Source organism: Arthrobacter sp. PGP41, from assembly GCF_002953935.1.
Taxonomy (GTDB): domain Bacteria; phylum Actinomycetota; class Actinomycetes; order Actinomycetales; family Micrococcaceae; genus Arthrobacter.
Genome location: NZ_CP026514.1, coordinates 1,403,447 through 1,422,087, shown reverse-complemented (window position 1 = coordinate 1,422,087; position 18,641 = coordinate 1,403,447). Strand labels below are relative to the sequence as shown.

The 18,641-nt window shown below is 66.2% G+C and carries 16 protein-coding genes and 2 riboswitches; of the genes, 8 read left to right on the top strand and 8 right to left on the bottom strand.

Annotation, left to right across the window (positions count from 1 at the left end):
- The first annotated feature begins 32 nt into the window (after positions 1 to 32).
- A complete protein-coding gene (locus C3B78_RS06395) occupies positions 33 to 260 on the top strand; it encodes an RNA-binding S4 domain-containing protein (RefSeq protein ID WP_104997330.1) in 228 nt (75 codons plus the stop codon).
- Positions 261 to 302: 42 nt separating this feature from the next.
- On the opposite strand, the gene C3B78_RS06390 is transcribed toward C3B78_RS06395, so the two are convergent.
- The gene (locus C3B78_RS06390) at positions 303 to 953 is read right to left on the bottom strand and encodes an alpha/beta hydrolase (RefSeq protein ID WP_104997329.1); all 651 of its coding nucleotides are present in this window, start codon (positions 951 to 953) and stop codon (positions 303 to 305) included.
- A 151-nt stretch (positions 954 to 1,104) separates the two neighbouring features.
- On the opposite strand from C3B78_RS06390, the gene C3B78_RS06385 reads away from it, so the two are divergent.
- From C3B78_RS06385 to C3B78_RS06375, 3 genes are read left to right on the top strand one after another with little or no spacing between them, the layout of a single operon-like run.
- Positions 1,105 to 1,902 carry an SGNH/GDSL hydrolase family protein gene (locus tag C3B78_RS06385; protein WP_396136695.1) on the top strand — a complete coding sequence of 266 codons (798 nt, stop codon included), beginning with the start codon at positions 1,105 to 1,107 and terminating at the stop codon, positions 1,900 to 1,902.
- 44 nt (positions 1,903 to 1,946) lie between these two features.
- A complete protein-coding gene (locus C3B78_RS06380) occupies positions 1,947 to 3,137 on the top strand; it encodes a winged helix DNA-binding domain-containing protein (protein WP_311216895.1) in 1,191 nt (396 codons plus the stop codon).
- 13 nt (positions 3,138 to 3,150) lie between these two features.
- On the top strand, positions 3,151 to 3,630 hold the full coding sequence (locus tag C3B78_RS06375) for a hypothetical protein (RefSeq protein WP_104997328.1): 480 nt from the start codon (positions 3,151 to 3,153) through the stop codon (positions 3,628 to 3,630).
- Positions 3,631 to 3,729: 99 nt separating this feature from the next.
- On the opposite strand, the gene C3B78_RS06370 is transcribed toward C3B78_RS06375, so the two are convergent.
- Entirely contained in the window at positions 3,730 to 5,214 is a 1,485-nt protein-coding gene (locus tag C3B78_RS06370) for a CoA-acylating methylmalonate-semialdehyde dehydrogenase (protein WP_104997327.1), read from the bottom strand.
- A 12-nt stretch (positions 5,215 to 5,226) separates the two neighbouring features.
- The gene (gene mmsB / locus C3B78_RS06365) at positions 5,227 to 6,129 is read right to left on the bottom strand and encodes a 3-hydroxyisobutyrate dehydrogenase (RefSeq protein ID WP_104999666.1); all 903 of its coding nucleotides are present in this window, start codon (positions 6,127 to 6,129) and stop codon (positions 5,227 to 5,229) included.
- Between the two features lie 114 nt (positions 6,130 to 6,243).
- Between mmsB and C3B78_RS06360 the strand changes: the two genes are divergently transcribed.
- On the top strand, positions 6,244 to 7,167 hold the full coding sequence (locus C3B78_RS06360; protein WP_199775348.1) for a LysR family transcriptional regulator: 924 nt from the start codon (positions 6,244 to 6,246) through the stop codon (positions 7,165 to 7,167).
- A gap of 22 nt (positions 7,168 to 7,189) precedes the next feature.
- Here C3B78_RS06360 and C3B78_RS06355 read toward each other — a convergent pair whose 3' ends face one another.
- From C3B78_RS06355 to C3B78_RS06340, 4 genes are all read right to left on the bottom strand, one after another.
- The gene (locus tag C3B78_RS06355) at positions 7,190 to 8,308 is read right to left on the bottom strand and encodes a zinc-dependent alcohol dehydrogenase family protein (RefSeq protein WP_104997325.1); all 1,119 of its coding nucleotides are present in this window, start codon (positions 8,306 to 8,308) and stop codon (positions 7,190 to 7,192) included.
- A gap of 109 nt (positions 8,309 to 8,417) precedes the next feature.
- Positions 8,418 to 9,800, bottom strand: coding sequence for an MFS transporter (locus tag C3B78_RS06350; RefSeq protein WP_104997324.1), 1,383 nt, complete (start codon positions 9,798 to 9,800; stop codon positions 8,418 to 8,420).
- Between the two features lie 180 nt (positions 9,801 to 9,980).
- Positions 9,981 to 11,096, bottom strand: a complete 1,116-nt coding sequence (gene metX / locus C3B78_RS06345) for a homoserine O-acetyltransferase MetX (RefSeq protein WP_104997323.1) — start codon at positions 11,094 to 11,096, stop codon at positions 9,981 to 9,983.
- A gap of 12 nt (positions 11,097 to 11,108) precedes the next feature.
- A riboswitch (SAM riboswitch) is annotated at positions 11,109 to 11,224 on the bottom strand.
- 95 nt (positions 11,225 to 11,319) lie between these two features.
- Entirely contained in the window at positions 11,320 to 12,645 is a 1,326-nt protein-coding gene (locus tag C3B78_RS06340) for a bifunctional o-acetylhomoserine/o-acetylserine sulfhydrylase (protein ID WP_104997322.1), read from the bottom strand.
- Between the two features lie 43 nt (positions 12,646 to 12,688).
- Positions 12,689 to 12,802: riboswitch (SAM riboswitch) on the bottom strand.
- Positions 12,803 to 13,235: 433 nt separating this feature from the next.
- On the opposite strand from C3B78_RS06340, the gene C3B78_RS19835 reads away from it, so the two are divergent.
- The 3 genes from C3B78_RS19835 to C3B78_RS06325 all read left to right on the top strand — a co-directional run bounded on the left by C3B78_RS19835 (position 13,236) and on the right by C3B78_RS06325 (position 17,735).
- Positions 13,236 to 15,380 carry a S8 family peptidase gene (locus C3B78_RS19835; protein WP_234005539.1) on the top strand — a complete coding sequence of 715 codons (2,145 nt, stop codon included), beginning with the start codon at positions 13,236 to 13,238 and terminating at the stop codon, positions 15,378 to 15,380.
- A 114-nt stretch (positions 15,381 to 15,494) separates the two neighbouring features.
- A complete protein-coding gene (locus C3B78_RS06330) occupies positions 15,495 to 16,133 on the top strand; it encodes a VOC family protein (RefSeq protein ID WP_104997321.1) in 639 nt (212 codons plus the stop codon).
- 132 nt (positions 16,134 to 16,265) lie between these two features.
- Entirely contained in the window at positions 16,266 to 17,735 is a 1,470-nt protein-coding gene (locus C3B78_RS06325) for an HNH endonuclease signature motif containing protein (RefSeq protein ID WP_104997320.1), read from the top strand.
- A gap of 112 nt (positions 17,736 to 17,847) precedes the next feature.
- On the opposite strand, the gene C3B78_RS06320 is transcribed toward C3B78_RS06325, so the two are convergent.
- The gene (locus tag C3B78_RS06320; RefSeq protein ID WP_104997319.1) at positions 17,848 to 18,627 is read right to left on the bottom strand and encodes a CPBP family intramembrane glutamic endopeptidase; all 780 of its coding nucleotides are present in this window, start codon (positions 18,625 to 18,627) and stop codon (positions 17,848 to 17,850) included.
- Positions 18,628 to 18,641: the final 14 nt, after the last annotated feature.

Genomic DNA, 18,641 nt, shown 5'->3' with positions numbered 1-18,641 from the left:
GAATCCACCTTACGTCAGGCATCATTGCTTCTATGAGCAATGTTGAAGAGATCACCATCCGCGACAGCATGATCCGCCTTGGCCAGCTCCTGAAGCTCGCCAACCTGGTGGAGGACGGGGTGGAAGCGGCGGAGCTCATTAAGAACGGGCTCGTCAAGGTCAACGGGGAAATCGACGACCGCCGCGGCCGGCAGCTGCACAACGGGGACACCGTCACGGTGAACGGGCAGACTGTGCGCGTGGCAGCGCCCGCAGCCTGACGCCGAAGGGCGGCACTGGCCCGCCGCCCGGCGTCATAGGTCCTACTTCTTGAGGACCTCGTGGGTGAGGAACTCGCCCACGTGCCCGATCTCCTGCTGGTTGATCCCGTGCCACATGCCGGTGTAGAGCACCTTGGTGAGCCTGACGTGCTTGCGGACCCAGGCCATGGTGAAGTCGATTTTGTCCGGGGTGATTACGGGGTCCTGCTGGTCACGGCCCCAGAACATCGGAATAGTTCCGTCCAGCTCGTCATCCCGGAAGCTGGGATCGTCGCCGGCGTCCACCACAAAGCCTGAGAGTCCGACGACGGCTGCGAAGTCCGTGGGCCGCTGCCGCAGGAGCGTGGTGGCCATGGCCATGCCCATGGAGAAACCGAGCAGGGACACCGACGGGTGCCCCGCCCTGATGGTGTCGATCCAGTCCAGCACGAAGGAGGACGCGGCTTTGACCCGCTCGAGCGAGTAGTCAATGGACGCGGTGAGCGGGAACCAGGTGAACCCGGGGCCCATGGCGATGGGCGCCCGGATCGAGGCGACCGCGAAGTCGCCGGGCAGCAGGTCGGCCAGGCTCAGCAGGTCCTGCTCGTTGGCTCCGTAGCCGTGCAGCAGCACCAGCAGCGGCTTGCCGTCGCGCTGGTCCTCCGGATGGGACCACAAAACGACAGGGGCAGGAAATACTTCGGCTTCAGTCATGGTTTCCATTCTTACCAGTTACTAAGAGGTAACAACCTACGTTCGCGTAGCCAGAGAAGCGAAAGGCAGGATGGAGACCGTGACTGAAGAAAGTGCTATCCAGACCCCGCCCGCGCATTCCGGATCCCACCCCTGGACCCGCTACGTGGCCATGGGCGATTCCTTCACCGAGGGCATTGGAGACCCCGAACCCTCAAGCCCGGGCGCGTTCCGCGGCTGGGCAGACAGGGTGGCGGAGGAGCTCAGCCGCACCAAGCCGGACTTCGCCTACGCAAACCTGGCGGTGCGCGGCCGGCTGCTGCAGCAGATCGTGGACCAGCAGCTCGCTCCGTGCCTTGCGCTGAAGCCCGATCTGGTCACCCTTTCCGCCGGCGGCAATGACCTGCTGCGTCCGGGCGGGGACCCCGACGCCCTCGCCGAGAAGCTCGACTCGGTGGTCCAGATCCTGGCCATGGGCGGTGCCACCGTGGTGCTCTTCAATGGTCCGGACACCGGCACTTCCGTGCTCGGCAGGATCCGCAGCAAGGTTGCCATCTACAACGAAAACCTGCGGACCGTCGCCGCCAGGCACGACGCCGTGATCGCGGACATGTGGTCCCTCCGCCAGCTCAGCGATCCCCGGATGTGGGACCAGGACCGGCTGCACTTCTCCCCCCTGGGCCACCACACCATCGCCGCCATGGTGCTGGACTCGCTGAACGTGGAGCACACGCTGGAGCCGCTTCAGCCCAAGCCGTTTCCGCCACGGACGTGGCGCGAGGCGCGCTCGGGCGACCTGGTGTGGGCCCGGCAGTACTTCGTGCCGTGGGTGCTTCGGCGGCTGCGCAACCAGTCCTCCGGTGACGGCATCACCGCGAAACGGCCGACGCCGGGCCCAGTCTTCGGGCCGGGCGTTCCGTTGGGTTCCGGCGAGGGCCCACTGGGCAGCACCGAGGCTGCCCGGCGATAGCGCAGGTTTCCGGGATAGGGCATCAGGCAGCGGATTAGCTGGCAATGGACATGGAACCGGACGCGGCAGTGCGGCTGCGGCTTCATGCCCAAATGCTCCGGGAACCCGCCGCCCCCTCGCCGGAGGCCGCACTGCGGAGCCTGCTGGCCCTTCAGGCGCAGGAGTTTCCCTATGCGAGGTGGAGCCTGGCGCAGCGCGTGTCAGGCACCGCCAATCCACCCGTTACCGCCTTGGACATCGAGCAGGCCGTGGCCGACGGCCGGATACTGCGCACGCACATCCTCCGGCCAACCTGGCATTTTGTCCACCGGGAGGACCTCCGGTGGCTCCTTGCATTGTCGGCGCCCCGGCTTGGGCAGGCCAATGCCCCGACCTACCGCCGCACCGGCATTGACGCGGCAACGGCCGCCCGCAGCGCGCAGGTCCTGGCCCGGGCAGTCGAGGACGGAAACCACCTTCCGCGCGAAGGCCTCGCCGAAAAACTGCGGGAAGCCGGGTTTGCGGCCAAGGGCCTGGAGCTCGCCTACCTGGTCATGCACGCCGAAATCAGCGGCGTCCTGGTGAGCGGAACGCCGGTGCGCAGCGCCGGGGGTGCCCTAAAGCAGACGTATGCGCTGTTCGACGAACGGGTTCCGGCCGGACCGGAGCCGGGCCCCACCCGCGCGGAAGCGTTGGCTGAATTAGCCCGGCGCTACTTCACCAGCCGTGGTCCCGCCACCGTCAAGGACTGCGCGGACTGGTCGGGTTTGACAATGACGGAGGTGCGGGAGGGCCTGAAACTCACCCTGGCGGCACAGCCCGCAACGCTCGCCGAAACGGCGATTGACGGCGTCGTGCACTACCACCGTGCAGACGCCGCCGTTCGCCCTGCCGGCACTGCAGCGGAGGCCGGGCCACGGATCGACCTGATCCAGTGCTACGACGAATACATCATGGGCTACTCCGCTACCCGGCACTATATGGGCGGTGGCGTCCCGGCCTTCCCCTTCCAAGGCCAACCGATGCACGTGGTTTTGCTGGACGGGCGGATGGTGGGGTCCTGGCGGCACACGCTGCTTCCCCGCAGGTGCGAGCTTGATATCCGGCTCCCTGGTCCAGGTGATTCTCCGGGACCGCCATTGCCGGCGGCAGTGTTGTCAGCCGCAGTCCAGGAGGCCGTGGACCGGTACGCCGCTTTCCTCGCGCTCCCGGCCGTCCGCGTCCGCTACGGGGCTAAGCTGGAAGGACACACATGAGAGGCACGGCACCGTGAGCAACTTGTTTTTCTGGATCATCATTTTGTCATTCCTGATCCCGATGGCCATGCGGATGTACCGGAAGTCCGTGGCCCGCCGCAACCAGGATCAAAGCTTCTCCGGACGGTACCCCGAACAGTTCCCGGGCGGCGGAATCTTCCCCGGCTCCAACGGCCCGCAGAGCAAGCAGCCCCGGGACGGCTTCACCCAGCAGGACTACTTCAGCGGCGGATTCCGCCAGCTTGACCGGCCCGCGCCGCTCCCGCCGATGGACCAGCAGTTTCCGCCGTACGGCCAGCCCCTGCCGCCCGTACAGCCGGCCCCGCACGCAGAAGCCCCGCAGCAGCCTGCGGCCCCGGCGACTCCCCCGCCGCCGTCGGCCCCGCAGGGCTACCGCGCCCGCAAGCTTGCCGAACTTGATGAGAAGTACAGCAACGGGGAACTTTCCGTGGAGGAGTACATGACCCGCCGCGGCGAAATCATGAACGGCTAGCCTTCCCGCTAAAGCAACGCGGGGTCACTTCATGCCCGATATCCGGTCTCGGACGGGCGTGAAGTGACCCCGCGTTGCTGTTTCGGGATGCCGCTGGTTTCAGTCCACCTGCGGGAAGCCCAGGTCAATCACGGACGTGGCAGGGTCCGGCCACCGCGTGGTGACCACCTTGCCCCTGGTGTAGAACCGGATGCTCTCCGGCCCGTACATGTGCGTGTCCCCGAACAGCGAGTTCTTCCAGCCGCCGAAGGAAAAGGTGCCCACCGGTACCGGGATGGGCACGTTGACGCCCACCATGCCCGCCTCGACGTCGAACTCGAACTGCCGGGCGGCGCCGCCGTCGCGGGTGAAGATGGCAACCCCGTTGCCGAACTCGTTGTCGTTGACCAGGCGGACGGCGTCGCTGTAGGTGTCCACGCGGACCACGGACAGGACGGGGCCGAAGATTTCGTCGTCGTACACCTTCATTCCCGGCTTCACGTGGTCCACCAGGCTGACGCCGATGAAGAACCCGTTTGAATCGAACTGCTGCGAGCGCCCGTCAACAACCACCGTGGCGCCCTCGTTTTCAGCACCTGCCACGTAGGAAGCAACTTTGGCGCGGTGTTCGGCGGTGATCAGCGGGCCCATCTGCGAAGCAGGGTCGGTGCCCGGACCGATCTTCAGGGTGGCCATCCGGGTTTTGATGGCCGCGACGAGGTCGTCGGCGATATTGCCGACGGCGACGAGCACGCTGACCGCCATGCAGCGCTCACCCGCGGAGCCGTAGGCCGCCGAAATGGCCGCGTCCGCTGCCATGTCCAGGTCCGCGTCAGGCAGGACCACCATGTGGTTCTTGGCGCCGCCCAGGGCCTGGACCCGCTTGCCGTGGTCCGCTGCGCGCTTGTAGATCGACTGCGCGATGGGCGTTGAGCCCACGAAGCTGACGGCTTTGACGTCCGGGTGCTCGAGCAGGACGTCCACAGCCTCCTTATCGCCCTGGACCACGTTCAGCACACCGGCAGGCAGGCCCGCCTCCGCGAAGACCTCCGCGATGAACACGGCTGAGGAGGGATCCTTTTCGCTGGGCTTCAGGAGCACGGTATTGCCGCAGGCCAAGGCACTGCCGATCATCCAGAGCGGCACCATGGCCGGAAAATTGAACGGGGTGATGCAGGCAACGACTCCCACAGGCTGCCTGACGGAGTGGACGTCCACGCCGCTGGACACCTGCTCTGCGCGTTCGCCCTTGAGCATGTGGGACAGCCCGGTGGCGAACTCGATGTTCTCCAGGCCGCGGGAAATCTCCCCTTCAGCGTCGGAGAGTACCTTGCCGTGCTCGCTGGTCAGGATGGCCGCCAGCTCGGGCTTCCGCTGGGTGAGGATCTCGCGGACGCGGAAGAAGATGTTGGTCCGCTTGGCCAGGCTCGTTGCCCGCCAGGCCGGCAGCGCGGCCTTGGCAGCGGCAATGGCTTCCTCCACCCGGGCCGCGGAAGCCAGGGCCACCTGCTTCTCCTGTTCCCCGGTGGCGGGGTTGAAGACGGGGCCGAAGCGTTCGGCGTCGGCAATGCGGTTGCCGTTGATGTAATGCGGAATGGTCTGCATGATGTCTCTCTTCTACTTTTCTGAATCCAGCGAGCCGTCAACGAGCTTGATGATCATGGAGCAGTCCTTGCCGGACTCGCCTGCGTCAATGAGGCGCTGGTAGAGCTGCTGGACGTGCTTGCCGATTTCCAGCGGCGTGCCGGTGTCCTCGGCAGCGCTGATGGCCAGGCCGATGTCCTTGTTCGCCAGTTCGGCCGTAAACGTCGGTTCGAAATCGTTGTTGGAGGCGGCAGTGGGGACCACGCCGGGTACGGGGTACCAGGTGCGCAGGGCCCAGCTGTCGCCGGAGGATACGGAGGCGATGTCCCAGAACACCTTCTTGTCCAGGCCGAGCCGGTCCGCCAGCACGGCTCCCTCGGCGGTGGAGGCCAGATTGATCAGGAGCATCAGGTTGTTGCAGATCTTGGCCGCCTGGCCGGTGGTGGCTCCGCCGGTGGGGATGATGTTGGCGGCCATCGGTCCGATGTAGGTGGTGGCGTCGGCCACGGCTCCCGGTTCACCGCCCACCATGAATGTCAGTGTCCCTGCCTTGGCGCCGCTCATCCCGCCCGAGACGGGGGCGTCCACGAAGCGGAAGCCGGCGGCAGCGGCGGCGTCGTGCAGTTCCTTCGCTGCGGCGATATCGATGGTGGAGGAATCCACCAGCAGTGTGCGGGCGTCGGCATGCGCCAGCACGCCATCCCCGCCCAGGTAGACGGCCTTGGCGTGCTCGCCCTTCGGAAGCATGGTGAACACGACGTCCGCTCCGGCCACGGCCTCGGCGATGCTCCCTACCGGCTTCACCCCTCCGGCCTCCGCTGCGGCGAGCGCGGCAGGGTTGAGGTCAAACCCCCGTACGTCGTGCCCCGCCTTCGCGAGGTTCCCGGACATGGAACCGCCCATGTTTCCCAACCCGATCCAACCGACAACTGCCATGGCATAAGCTCCTTTGCTGTGCATCCGGCCGAGGGCGGCCGGGAGGTCCGTGTCCACCATCACACCCTGCTACAGTGCAATCAAGGGGAAAAATCACAGATGGTATGTGCACTGATGCACACGAATGAAAGGGATGCGGTGGCGCGGCTTCCAAGTCCGGACGACCTGCTGATTCTGTTGACCGTGGCCCGGCTGGGGCGTTTCAACGCCGTCGCTGAAACGCTGGGCACCACGCACACCACCATCTCGCGCCGGATCCTCGCCCTGGACAAGCAGCTGGGCGGACGGACCCTGGAGCGCAGCCCGCATGGCTGGGAGTTGACGGAACTCGGCGCGTCGGCCGTCGCTGCGGCGGAGACTATTGAGGAAACTCTGGGGTCGCTGGCCGCCGTCACGGGCCAGGACCGGGACGCCCTGTCCGGCATGGTGCGCATCAGCACCTCCGACGGCTTTGGCGCCGAATTCGTAACGCCTGCGCTGGTCCGGCTCCAGCAGCGGCACCCGAAGCTGGATGTGGAGATGCTCAGCGCCACGCGCAAGGTCAGCCAGAACCGTTCCGGCGTGGACCTGGAGGTGGTGGTGGGCCGCACCGACGTGAGCAACGCGCAGACCATCTTCCTGACCAACTACTTCCTCAGGCTCTACGCCAGTCCCGCCTACGCGGCCGCCCGCGGCCTGCCGGAAACGCCCGACGGCGTGGGGCAGCATGGCTTCGTCTCTTACGTCGAGTCGGCCCTCCAGGTTGCCGAACTGGGCCACCGGTCCTCGCAGCTGCCGACGCCGAAGTCCAGCTTCCAGGCCACGAGTATCTTTGCCCAGGTTGAGGCGGTGCGCCGCGGCGGAGGCATCGGGCTGCTTCCCAACTTCATGGTGGCGCGGAACCCTGAATTCGTCCCGGTGCTCCCCGACGCCTTCGAACGCCAGATGCCCATCTGGGCGGTGGCCCGGCCGGAATCGCTGCGGTCCGCCCGGGTGCAGGCCGTGATTACCGCCCTCAAGGAGGAAGTGGCGGAGCGCCAGGACCTGCTGGCAGCATAGGCTCCGGGCGCCTTGGGCCTGTTCAGGCCCGGAATAGCCGCCTGACCACCTGACCCGCGGCGAGCGCGTCGAGGCCTTCGTTGATCTCGTCAAGCGGCCGGGTGTCTGTGTGAAGGAGCTCAACGGGAAGCCTGCCCTCGCGCCAATATTGCAGGTACAGCGGAATGTCCCGCTCCGGCACGGCATCACCCATGTAGGAACCGAGCAACCGTTTCCCCGCCCCCGCGAACTGGAGCGCGGGGACAGTCAGTTCCGCGGTGGGGTGCGGCAGCCCCACTGAGACGACGGCGCCGCCGCGCGTCACGTGCTCCAGGCACGCAGCGATGACCCGGGCTGATCCCACGGCTTCGACGGCGATGTCCACGCCGTCACCGGTGGCTTCGGCAATCAGCCGGGGGGCGTCGTCGGGGGTTCCAACGGCGGTTGCGCCGCACTTCAGGGCGAGCCCGTGCTTGCCCTCGTTAGGATCGATGGCAATCACGGCGGATGCTCCCGCGAGCGCCGCGGCCATGACGGCCGAAAGGCCCACGGCGCCGAGCCCGAAAACGGCCACGGCCTGGCCGGGCTGGGCAGCCGCCGTGTTGAGCACGGCCCCCATTCCGGTGAGCACGGCGCAACCGAACATTGCGGCAACCGTGTCCGGGACGTCGTCGTCAATAGCCACCACGGATTCCCGGGCCACCACGGCGTAGTCGGCGAAGGCCGACACCCCCAGGTGGTGGTTGATCCGCTCCCCCGCCGGCGTCCGCAGCAGAGCCTCGCCATGCAGGAGGTCCCCCGATCCGTTGACCTCCGCCGCACGGTGGCACAGCGCGGGACGGCCAGCCCGGCAGGCACGGCAGCCGCCGCAGCTGGGGACGAACACGAGGACCACGTGGTCTCCCGGGGTGACGTCGGTGACGCCTTCGCCGACGGCGTCCACCCGTCCCACCGCTTCATGTCCCAGCGCCATGGGAAGCGGCCTGACGCGGGACCCGTCCACCACAGACAGATCGGAGTGGCAGAGGCTCGAATACGTGATGGTCACCCCCAGCTCCCCGGCCCGGGGTTCGGGGCGCTCAAGCTCCTGGACCGCCAGTGGCTTTGCCTCGGTGTAGTTGGTGCCGGACGGGACGGTGGCGTAAAGAACTGCTGCTCGCATGGCGGGTCCTGACGTCGAAGTGATGTGGGGCTGGCATGCGGCTGCCCGGACCTGCGATGGGCGGGTCCGGGCAGCTGCGGTGCATGGGTGTTGTTCTGTCCTGCCGCTGCTACTTCTTCTGGGCGGCCAGGAGGTCTGCCGTGCCCTTGGCATCGGCGGCGTCGACGTCGTGCAGGGAGATGCCGCGCGTTTCCTTGAGGAAGAAGACCGAAAGCCCTGTTACCACGCAGGCGCCCAGCAGGTAGAACGCCACCGGAACGGAGGACTTGAAGCTGCCCAGCAGGGAGCTGGCGATGATCGGCGCGAGCGAACCGGCCACGATCGAGGTCACCTGGTAGCCGAGGGAAACGCCCGAGTACCGCATCCGGGTGGGGAACATTTCCGCCATGATGGACGGCTGGCCGGCGTACATGAGCGCGTGGAACAGCAGGCCGATGGTGATGGCCGCCAGGATCATCATTTCGTTGGCGGTGTCCATCATGGGGAAGGCGAAGAAGCCCCAGGTTCCGGCGAGGATGGCACCGGCCATGTAGACGGGACGGCGGCCGAACGAATCGGACATCTTGCCCACCAGCGGGACAGCGCAGAAGTGGATGAAGTGGGCAACCAGCAGCAGGAGCAGGATGCGGGACGTGTCGGTCTGGACGACGACCTTCAGGTAGGTGATGGAGAACGTCACCACGAGGTAGTACAGGATGTTCTCCGCGAAGCGCAGGCCCATGGCGGTGAAGACGCCGCGCGGGTACCGGCGGAAGACCTCGGCCACGCCGTAGCCCTTGTGCTCAACCGTGACTTCCTTGCGTGCCTCGATGAAGATCGGCGCATCCTGGACCTTGGTGCGGATGTAGTAGCCGATGATCACGATGACTGCGGAGAGCCAGAAGGCCACGCGCCAGCCCCAGCCGAGGAAGGCTTCCTGGGACAGGGTGGAGGACAGGGTGAACAGCACACCGGTTGCAAGGAGGTTACCCATGGGCACCGCCGACTGCGGCCAGCTGGACCAGAACCCGCGGGACTTGTTGGGGCTGTGCTCGGCCACCAGCAGCACGGCGCCGCCCCATTCGCCGCCGACGGCGAAGCCCTGCACGAAGCGCAGGAACACCAGGAGGGCCGGGGCCCAGTAACCGATTTGGGCGAAGGTGGGCAGGCAGCCCATGAGGAAGGTGGCAACGCCCACCAGGATGATGCTCAGCTGCAGCAGTTGCTTGCGGCCGAACTTGTCACCGAAGTGGCCGAAGACGATGCCGCCGATGGGGCGGGCAACGAAACCTACGGCATAGGTGACGAAGGCGGCGATGATGCCGTCCAGTTCCGTCCCTGAATTGGGGAAGAACATCTTGCCGAACACCAGCGTGGCGGCCGAGGCATAGAGGAAGAACTCATACCACTCAACCACGGTGCCGGCCATGGAGGCCGTGACCACTTTCCTCAGGCCTGTGGCCTTGACGTCGGTTTCCTCTGGCCGCCGTGCGGCGGAGCTTTCCGTGCTCATTAGTGAACTCCTTCGGCGTCGTCTTCGACACCACTGGGACAGGCTGTGGCGGGTGCGTGTGATTTTGGACACGAACCGCCGGGTCCCAACGAGTATGGACCGCTTGGACGCCGAGCTCAACGGCGAATCATGCAGAGGCTGTCTGCAATAATGCACATTCCGCGGCGCCGGGGCGCGATGTTATGCCGAAAGGTGCTCCCGCAGCTGGCTGCCCAGCTGGCCGATTTCGGTGAGGAAGCCGTCGTGTCCGATGGGCGCCTCGATGAGGTGGACGTCCACGTCCCCGGGGAGTGCCCGCGCCAGCTCGCGGGATTGGGACGGGAAGTAGAGCCGGTCTGAATCCACGGCAGCCACAAAGAAGCGCGCCCCGGAGCGGGCCAAGGCCTGCTCGAGCGGCCCGCGGCCCCGGGACACGTCATGGCTCATGAGGGCCTCGGTGATGGCGATGTAGCTGTTGGCATCGAACCGCCGGACCAGCTTGTTGCCCTGGTGGTCCAGGTAGCTCTCCACCTGGTAGCGTCCGCGGGCAGCGAGCCGGTCACCCTGGAACGGGGATTCGGGGGCCTGCGGCGCGCGGCCGAACCGTCCATCCAGCTCCCCCGGGGAACGGTACGTGATGTGGGCGATCCGCCGCGCCAGGGCAAGCCCGTCCTCCGGGAAAGGACCGCCGTAGTAGTCGCCGCCGTTGAAATTCGCGTCCTGGCGGATGGCGAGGGTCTGTGCCTGGGCGAAGGCAATCTGCTCGGCAGTACTGGCGGCCCCCACGGAGATGACCGCGCAGCGGTGCACGCGGTCCGGGAACGTGATGGCCCATTCCAGGGCTCGTGCCCCGCCCATGGAACCGCCCAGCACGGCAAACCAGCTCCCGATCCCCAACTGGTCGGCCAACCGGGCTTCCGCTACCGTGCTGTCCCGCAGGGTCACGAGTGGAAAGCGCGAACCCCAGGGCGTTCCGTCCGGCGCGGGCGAGGACGGACCGGTGGACCCGTAGCAGCCTCCCACTATGTTGATGGACACCACGAAGAACTTGTCCGTGTCCACTGGCGCGCCGGGGCCGGCCAGCTGTTCCCACCAGCCTTCTTCGTCCGTGTCGCCGCGGGTCACGTGGGTGCTGCCGGTCAGGGCGTGTTCGATCAGGATGGCGTTGCTGCCGTCCTCGTTCAGGGTTCCCCATGTCTCGTATGCGAGGACGACGTCCGGCAGGTAGCCGCCGGCCTCGAGCTGCAGTCCCCCGATGGAGGCATAGCGGACAATCCCATGTTCGGGAACGGTAGTACGGGCGACGGTAACCGTCATGGCAAGACCTCTTCTACGCGCTTGCCCGCCGTCGAATGACCGGCAGGCCAGGTCTTCACCCGGGGCACCCCACCGCGGAAGGAGGGTTGCCGGCCAGCAAGCCGGGGCTGTCACTGGCACTCATGACCTGGTTCGAGTGTACGAAACAGCCCCTGCCTGCCGCCAAGAGTGTGACTGGTTGTGACTTCCCCGGCTTGCCGCCGTGCTGGGCGGCCGTGTGCTGCTAGGCTCCGGTTGCCTCCTTGGCAGCACGGAAGCCGGCTTCCAGGTCCGCCAGGATGTCGTCAATGTGCTCGATCCCCACCGACAGCCGCACCAGGCCCGGAGTGACCCCGGCCACCACCTGCTGCTCCGGAGAGAGCTGGCTGTGGGTGGTCGACGCCGGGTGGATCACCAGGGAGCGGACGTCGCCGATGTTTGCCACGTGGGAGTGCAGTTCCAGCGCGTCCACGAATCGTTTGCCGGCTTCGGCTCCGCCGGCGAGGTTGAACGACACAATCGCGCCGGTGCCCCTGGGCCCGTACTTGCGGCCCCGCTCGTACCACCGGCTGGAGGGCAGGCCGGCGTAGGCGACGGACTCGACGTCGTCACGCCCTTCCAGCCACCGCGCCACTTCGAGGGCGTTGGCAACGTGACGTTCCACCCGAAGGCTCAAGGTTTCCAGGCCCTGGGCGATCAGGAAGGCGTTGAAGGGCGACACTGCCGAGCCCAGGTCGCGGAGAAGCTGGACGCGGGCCTTCAGGATGTAGGAGAGGTTGGCGCCCAGGGCCCCGTCCTTGCCAAGGTCCCGGGCATACACCAGTCCGTTGTACGTGGGGTCGGGGGTGTTGAATCCCGGGAATTTGGCAGGGTCCTGGCCGAAGTCGAACTTGCCGGAGTCCACAATTACGCCGGCGATTGCGGACCCGTGGCCGCCCAAGTACTTCGTAGCCGAGTGGACCACGATGTCCGCTCCCCATTCCAGGGGCCGGATCAGGTACGGGGTGGACAGGGTGTTGTCCACGATCAGGGGCACGCCGGCATCATGGGCGATGCCTGACACGCACTCGATGTCCAGGACGTCCTGGCGGGGATTGGACACCGCTTCGGCGAAGAACAGCTTGGTGTTTGGCCGGACCGCGTCACGCCACTGGTCCAGATTGTCCGGGTCCGCCACGAAGGTCACGGAGATTCCGAACTTCTTCAGGGTGTGGGCGAAAAGATTGTACGTTCCGCCGTACAGGCTGGGGCTGGCAACGATGTGGTCCCCCGCCTCGGCGATATTAAGGACAGCAAAGGTCTCAGCTGCCTGTCCTGAACTCAGCAGGAGTGCTCCCAACCCGCCTTCAAGGCTCGCGATCCGCTGTTCCACGGCGTCCTGGGTGGGATTGCCGATGCGGGTGTAGATCGGCGCCAGTTCAGCAAGGGCAAAGCGGTTGGCGGCGCTTTCCGCACTGGGGAACACGAAGGACGTGGTCTGGTAGATAGGGAGCGCACGGGCGCCGGTGGCACTGTCCGGCTCCTGCCCTGCGTGGATCTGGCGGGTTTCAAAAGACCATCCGTTGGACAACTAAGGCTCCTTTGACATGGGCCCGGCATGCTGGAAGCGTCGCGGGCCGCGCTTGCCGCCCGGCCGTTGCCGGACAGCCAGGTCCTCACCCGGGGCACCCCACCGCGGATGGAGGTTGCCGGCCAGCGAGCCGGGCTTGGCGCTGGCACTCATGACCTGAGCCCAGGGTAGGAACAGCTCGCACCGACGTCACGAGTATGACTGGGTGTGACTTCCGCACGGGGTCAAACCAAGAAAATCAACTGCCTTCCTCAGATTTGCGCAAGGTCCCCGCAGGATCTCTTGAGGTTTGGCGTCCGCCGCCTCCGCTTCCGATAGATTGAGCTTCGGAATCTTCACTAGCCTGTTTCTCTATTCAGAGAAGGAACAAAATTCAATTGCCCCAGCCCTTTCTCCTGGCTCGCCACGCATTCCTTTCGTCTGTCGCGCTTTGCCTCATCAGCCTGGCAGGTGGGATCGTGGCGCCGCCCGTGGCAGCCGCGACCCCGACAGCCCCCCACGAAAGTGACAGCGGGCGCTACATCGTCCGATTCGCTTCTGGAACTGATGTCCGTGGTGAGGCGCGGACCCTGCGGGCCCAGGGAATCGAAGTGAGCCGCACCTTCGAAACGGCATTCCAGGGGGCTGCTGTCCGGGCGACACCAGGGCAGGCCGCCGCTGTTGCGCGTTCCGGACGGGCTGTGGCCGTGGAACCTGACCACATCATCAAAGTCTCCGAGACACAGCTAGACGCTCCCTGGGGACTTGACCGCGCCGACCAGCAGGCACTTCCCCTCTCCGGGACGTATACGCCCCCTGCCACCGGACTGGGTGTCAGCGTCTACGTAGTGGACACCGGGGTCCTTGCCTCACACGTCGACTTTGGCGGCCGGGTTGCAGCAGGATGGAGTGCAATGGCTGATGGACTGGGATCAGGCGACTGCAACGGCCACGGAACGCACGTTGCAGGAACCGTCGCTGGCCATGTCTATGGTGTCGCAAAATCGGCCACCGTCATTCCGGTGCGGGCACTCGCCTGCGACGGCTCAGGCCTCTACTCGGACGTAATCGCAGGCCTGGAGTGGATTGTAGGACAGCACCGGGAGGGAGCTCCCGCCGTGGTCAACCTCAGCATCGGCGGGCCAGCCAGCAGTACGCTCGACGCGGCGGTCCAAGCTGTCATTAAGGACGGGGTCTCCGCGGTCGTCGCTGCGGGGAACAGAGCCACCGATGCCTGCTCCGCATCCCCGGCCCGCACGCCAGATGCGGTAACGGTGGCAGCCAGCGATACATCCGACAGGCACGCCCCATTCTCCAACCATGGAAGCTGCGTGGATCTCTACGCTCCGGGGGTGGGCATCAAAGCTGCTTGGCACACCTCCCCTAATAGCACGGCTGCGCTTAGCGGAACATCTATGGCTACACCGCATGTGGCTGGCGCGGCAGCACTTCTGTTGTCCGGAAACCCACGGCTGACTCCTGCCCAAGTGGCTGAGGCAGTCATCGCCTCAGCTACAACGAGTCGCATTGCTGGAACCAGTCTCGGAACGCCAAACCGTTTGCTGCATATCGCACCAGCGGTCGAGAGCAACATCACGTCCGGTGCGGGCAGCTTCTCGTCCCAGACACCTTTCAGGCAGCTAGACACCCGCAACGGTACCGGAGGAACCACCGGCCCCGTCGCCCCCGGCGCCACAATCCGCGTGCCCGTAACCGGACGCGGCGGCATCCCGGCCACCGGAGTGTCAGCCATCGCAGTCAACGTCACCGTCACTTCCCCAACCAGCGTCGGAAACATCACCGTCCACGCCGGCGGCACAACCGCCCCCGGGACCTCCAACCTGAACTTCACCCCCGGCCAAACCACCCCCAACCTCGTCATCAGCCCCGTAGGCACCGACGGAACCATCGCACTGACCAACAACTCCAGCGGCACCGTCCACCTCATCGCCGACACCTCCGGCTACTACATCGACGGGACACCCTCAAATCCGGGAGCGTTCTCGTCCCAAGTACCTTTCAGGCAGCTAGACAGCCGCAACGGTACCGGAGGAACCACCGGCCCCGTCGCCCCCGGCGCCACAATCCGCGTGCCCGTAACCGGACGCGGCGGCATCCCGGCCACCGGAGTGTCAGCCATCGCAGTCAACGTCACCGTCACTTCCCCAACCAGCGTCGGAAACATCACCGTCCACGCCGGCGGCACAACCGCCCCCGGGACCTCCAACCTGAACTTCACCCCCGGCCAAACCACCCCCAACCTCGTCATCAGCCCCGTAGGCACCGACGGAACCATCGCACTTACCAACAACTCCAGCGGCACCGTCCACCTCATCGCCGACACCTCCGGCTACTACATCGACGGGACACCCTCAAATCCGGGAGCGTTCTCGTCCCAAGTACCTTTCAGGCAGCTAGACAGCCGCAACGGTACCGGAGGAACCACCGGCCCCGTCGCCCCCGGCGCCACAATCCGCGTGCCCGTAACCGGACGCGGCGGCATCCCGGCCACCGGAGTGTCAGCCATCGCAGTCAACGTCACCGTCACTTCCCCAACCAGCGTCGGAAACATCACCGTCCACGCCGGCGGCACAACCGCCCCCGGGACCTCCAACCTGAACTTCACCCCCGGCCAAACCACCCCCAACCTCGTCATCAGCCCCGTAGGCACCGACGGAACCATCGCACTTACCAACAACTCCAGCGGCACCGTCCACCTCATCGCCGACACCTCCGGCTACTACATCGACAAATAAATCGGCTGGAGCTTCTTCCGACCCCACCCCGCCCGCAGGCACCGCCGGGATCAGAAGTCTCCAGTTAGGGTTGCCTAAGCTGAGAGGCCGATCACAAAGTGCCAAGATGTTGGCATGCGCATGGATCACGTCTCTTACGCCTGTGAACACGATGGCCTGGCTGCCACCACCGAACGTATTTCCTCTGCCCTCGGCGTTGAGGCAGTGAAGGGCGGGGTACACCCGCGGTTCGGAACCCGGAATATGATCATCCCGCTCGCGGGGCACAAATACCTTGAGGTGGTGGAGGTCCTGGACCACCCCGCTTCCGACAAGGCCCCTTTCGGGCAGGCTGTGCGTGCACGGTCTGCCGCGGGCGGCGGCTGGATGGGCTGGTGCGTCGAGGTGGACGACCTGGCTCCCTTTGAGGAGCGGCTGGGCCGCTCCGCCGTCAACGGCAACCGCAAGTTCCCTGATGGCCGCGAACTGGTCTGGAAGCAGATCGGCATCCTGGGCCTGATTGCCGACCCCCAGGTTCCGTACATGCTCAAATGGGAGGGGGATCCGTCCCTGCACCCGTCCAACGCCTACGAGAGCAACGTCAAGATGAGCTGCCTCACCATTGCCGGTTCCGCGGCCCGGGTTACGGAGTGGCTGGGCGAACCGGTCGAAAAGCCGCTGGAGGACGTCGCCGTAGAGTGGGTGGCGCCGCACGGAACCCCCGGGATCCTCTCAGTAACGTTCGAGACCGGCAACGGAGCCGTCACCATCTGACCCGCACTCCTGGCCTTCGGCCGCCATCAGCACGTGACAAAGGCGTCACCTGCCGATGGCGGCCGAATCCATTTTTCCGGCTCTCTGACGCCCGGACCCTTAAATGTCGTAGGCCGTTGCCATGATGGCTGTATGGGGAAAGCGGCGGTGGTGAAGGCGTTTGAGGACATCAATGCCGCTCTTGCCGTGCTCAATGCGGAGGCGGATGGGTGCGGTTCGGAACCTTTCTCGGCTGCTGATCCCTTGGCCGGGCTGGCTGACGGGTGCCTGGACATCCTTGCCGGCTCCCGGGAGGCGGAGGCCCGGTTCGCAGGCCTGAAGGCCCGTGCTGCCGCGAAGTATGCGGACACCGCCCGGGCCATAGCGCCGGACGCGCCGGTGCAAGCGCAGGAAGTGGCCATCGCTGCGGAAATCGGCAGCCTCCTGGCCGTCGGTTCCCGGGCTGCGGGTTCATTCCTGGCGGCAGCCCACGCCCTGACCAAGGAGTTGCCGCTGACACTCTCGGCGCTGCAGGCCGGGACAATCTCGTGGCAGCACGCCACAGTCATGGTGGACGAGGCCGCCACCCTTGACCCCGCCGGGGCAGCCGCCCTGGAAGCCCGCTTCCTGGACCCGGACACACCAAGACCAGCCACGGCCGCCCCGATCGGCGAGATGCCCGCCTACCGGTTCCGGGCCAAAGCCCGGACCTGGCGGGAACGCCACCACTCCGACTCCATCGAAAAACGCCACGCCAGGGGTATGGCTGACCGGCGGGTCGAATACCGGCCCGACCAGGACGGCATGGCCTGGCTCTCCGCCTACCTGCCCGCGGACCAGGCGTCCGCGGTCTGGAACCGGCTCACCGCCATCTCCCGGGGGATGCAGGGACCGGACGAGGCCCGCACCCTGACCCAGCTAAGGGCCGACACCTTCACCGAAGCGGTCCTCAACGCAGGGCTCCTCACCAGCTGCACCACCAGCGGAGGCAGCGGGACTGCCTCGCCCCGGGCCGAGGTCCTGGTCACCGTGCCCGTGTTCTCCCTGCTGGGCCTCACCGGAGAACCGGCCATGCTGGACGGGTACGGCCCCATCCCGGCGTCCATGGCCCGGGATCTCGTCGCCGGCGGTGCGAACTCCTTCTACCGGGTGCTGGTGGACCCGCGGGACGGGGCGCCGCTGGAAATCGGCCGTACCAGCTACCGGGTGAGCAAGGCGATGCGGAACTGGCTCAGGCTAAGGGACGGCAAGTGTCCCTTCCCGGGCTGCAGCAACCACTCCATGGACAACGAGGCCGACCACCTTCTCGCCTGGCACAAAGGCGGCACCACCGGGGTATCGAACCTCGGACAGCCCTGCCCGAAACACCACAGGCTCCGGCACACCAGCGGCTGGAAACCCACGCCGGCAACGAAAAACGAACCACCCGGCTGGACCTCACCCACCGGCCGGCACTACAAAAGCGAACACCAGGACTGGGAACCACCACGCTGGCCCCAACAATCAGGGTCCGTGACTAGCGAATCAGAAGCCGTGACCGGCAGACCGCCGGACTATGCCTACGCAGGGCTGTCCCCGGGAGAAGAAGCCATGGAACGGTTCCTGCACGCCCCGCCCGCCTGACCGCGTGCCGCCGTCGTCCTGCTCGTATGCCGTCCTGCTCGTATGTCGTCCTGCTTGTATGCCGTCCACGTCGCATCCCGCCCCGCATGCCTACCGTGTGCTGTCCGGGCGCCTAGCCCAGTCCTACGGCCTTGCCAAAGAGGCTGAAGCCTACAAAAGCGACGATATCCAGCAATGCATGGGCAATGACAAGCGGCATCACCCGCCGTGTCCGGGTATACAGCCACGCGAAAACCACACCCATCACAAAATTCCCGAGGAAGGGCCCGAACCCCTGGTACAGGTGGTAGCTGCCGCGCAGCAGCGAGCTCACCACTATGGACAGCGGCACGCTCCAGCCAAACTTTGCAAAGCGGTTCAACAGGTACCCCACCACGATGACTTCCTCCACCACCGCATGGCGCATCGCGGACAGGATGAGCACCGGCACCGTCCACCAGTACGCGTCCAGCGCGCTGGGAATAATGGCCGTCGTGATTCCCAGCGCCCTGCCGGCGGCGTAGAGCCCAAGGGACGGGATGCCGATCAGTGCCGCCAACCCCAGGCCTTGGAGCAGGTCCCGGCCCGGGCGGGCGAAGTTGAAGCCCAGTTTCTGGAAAGCAGAACCAGAGCTGGCGCCGTCACCCGATGCGGCCTGTCGTTGGTCGCTGAGGAAGTAGATCACCAGCATCACCGGCACCAGCGCAAAGAATATATCCAGCAGCTGGTACGTCAGGTCAAAGTATTCGCGCGTGCTCTGGGAGCGGTTGAGTGTGGAGGTGCCTTCCGCCAGCGGCGCCCGGGTCATCTTGTCCAGGAGCTGCACCACCGAATACACCGCAGACTGCCCCAAGGACAGGCCCAGGACAATCCAGACTTCGAGCCGCAGTCGTCGGCGGGAGGGAACCAGCATGTTCCCATCTTGCC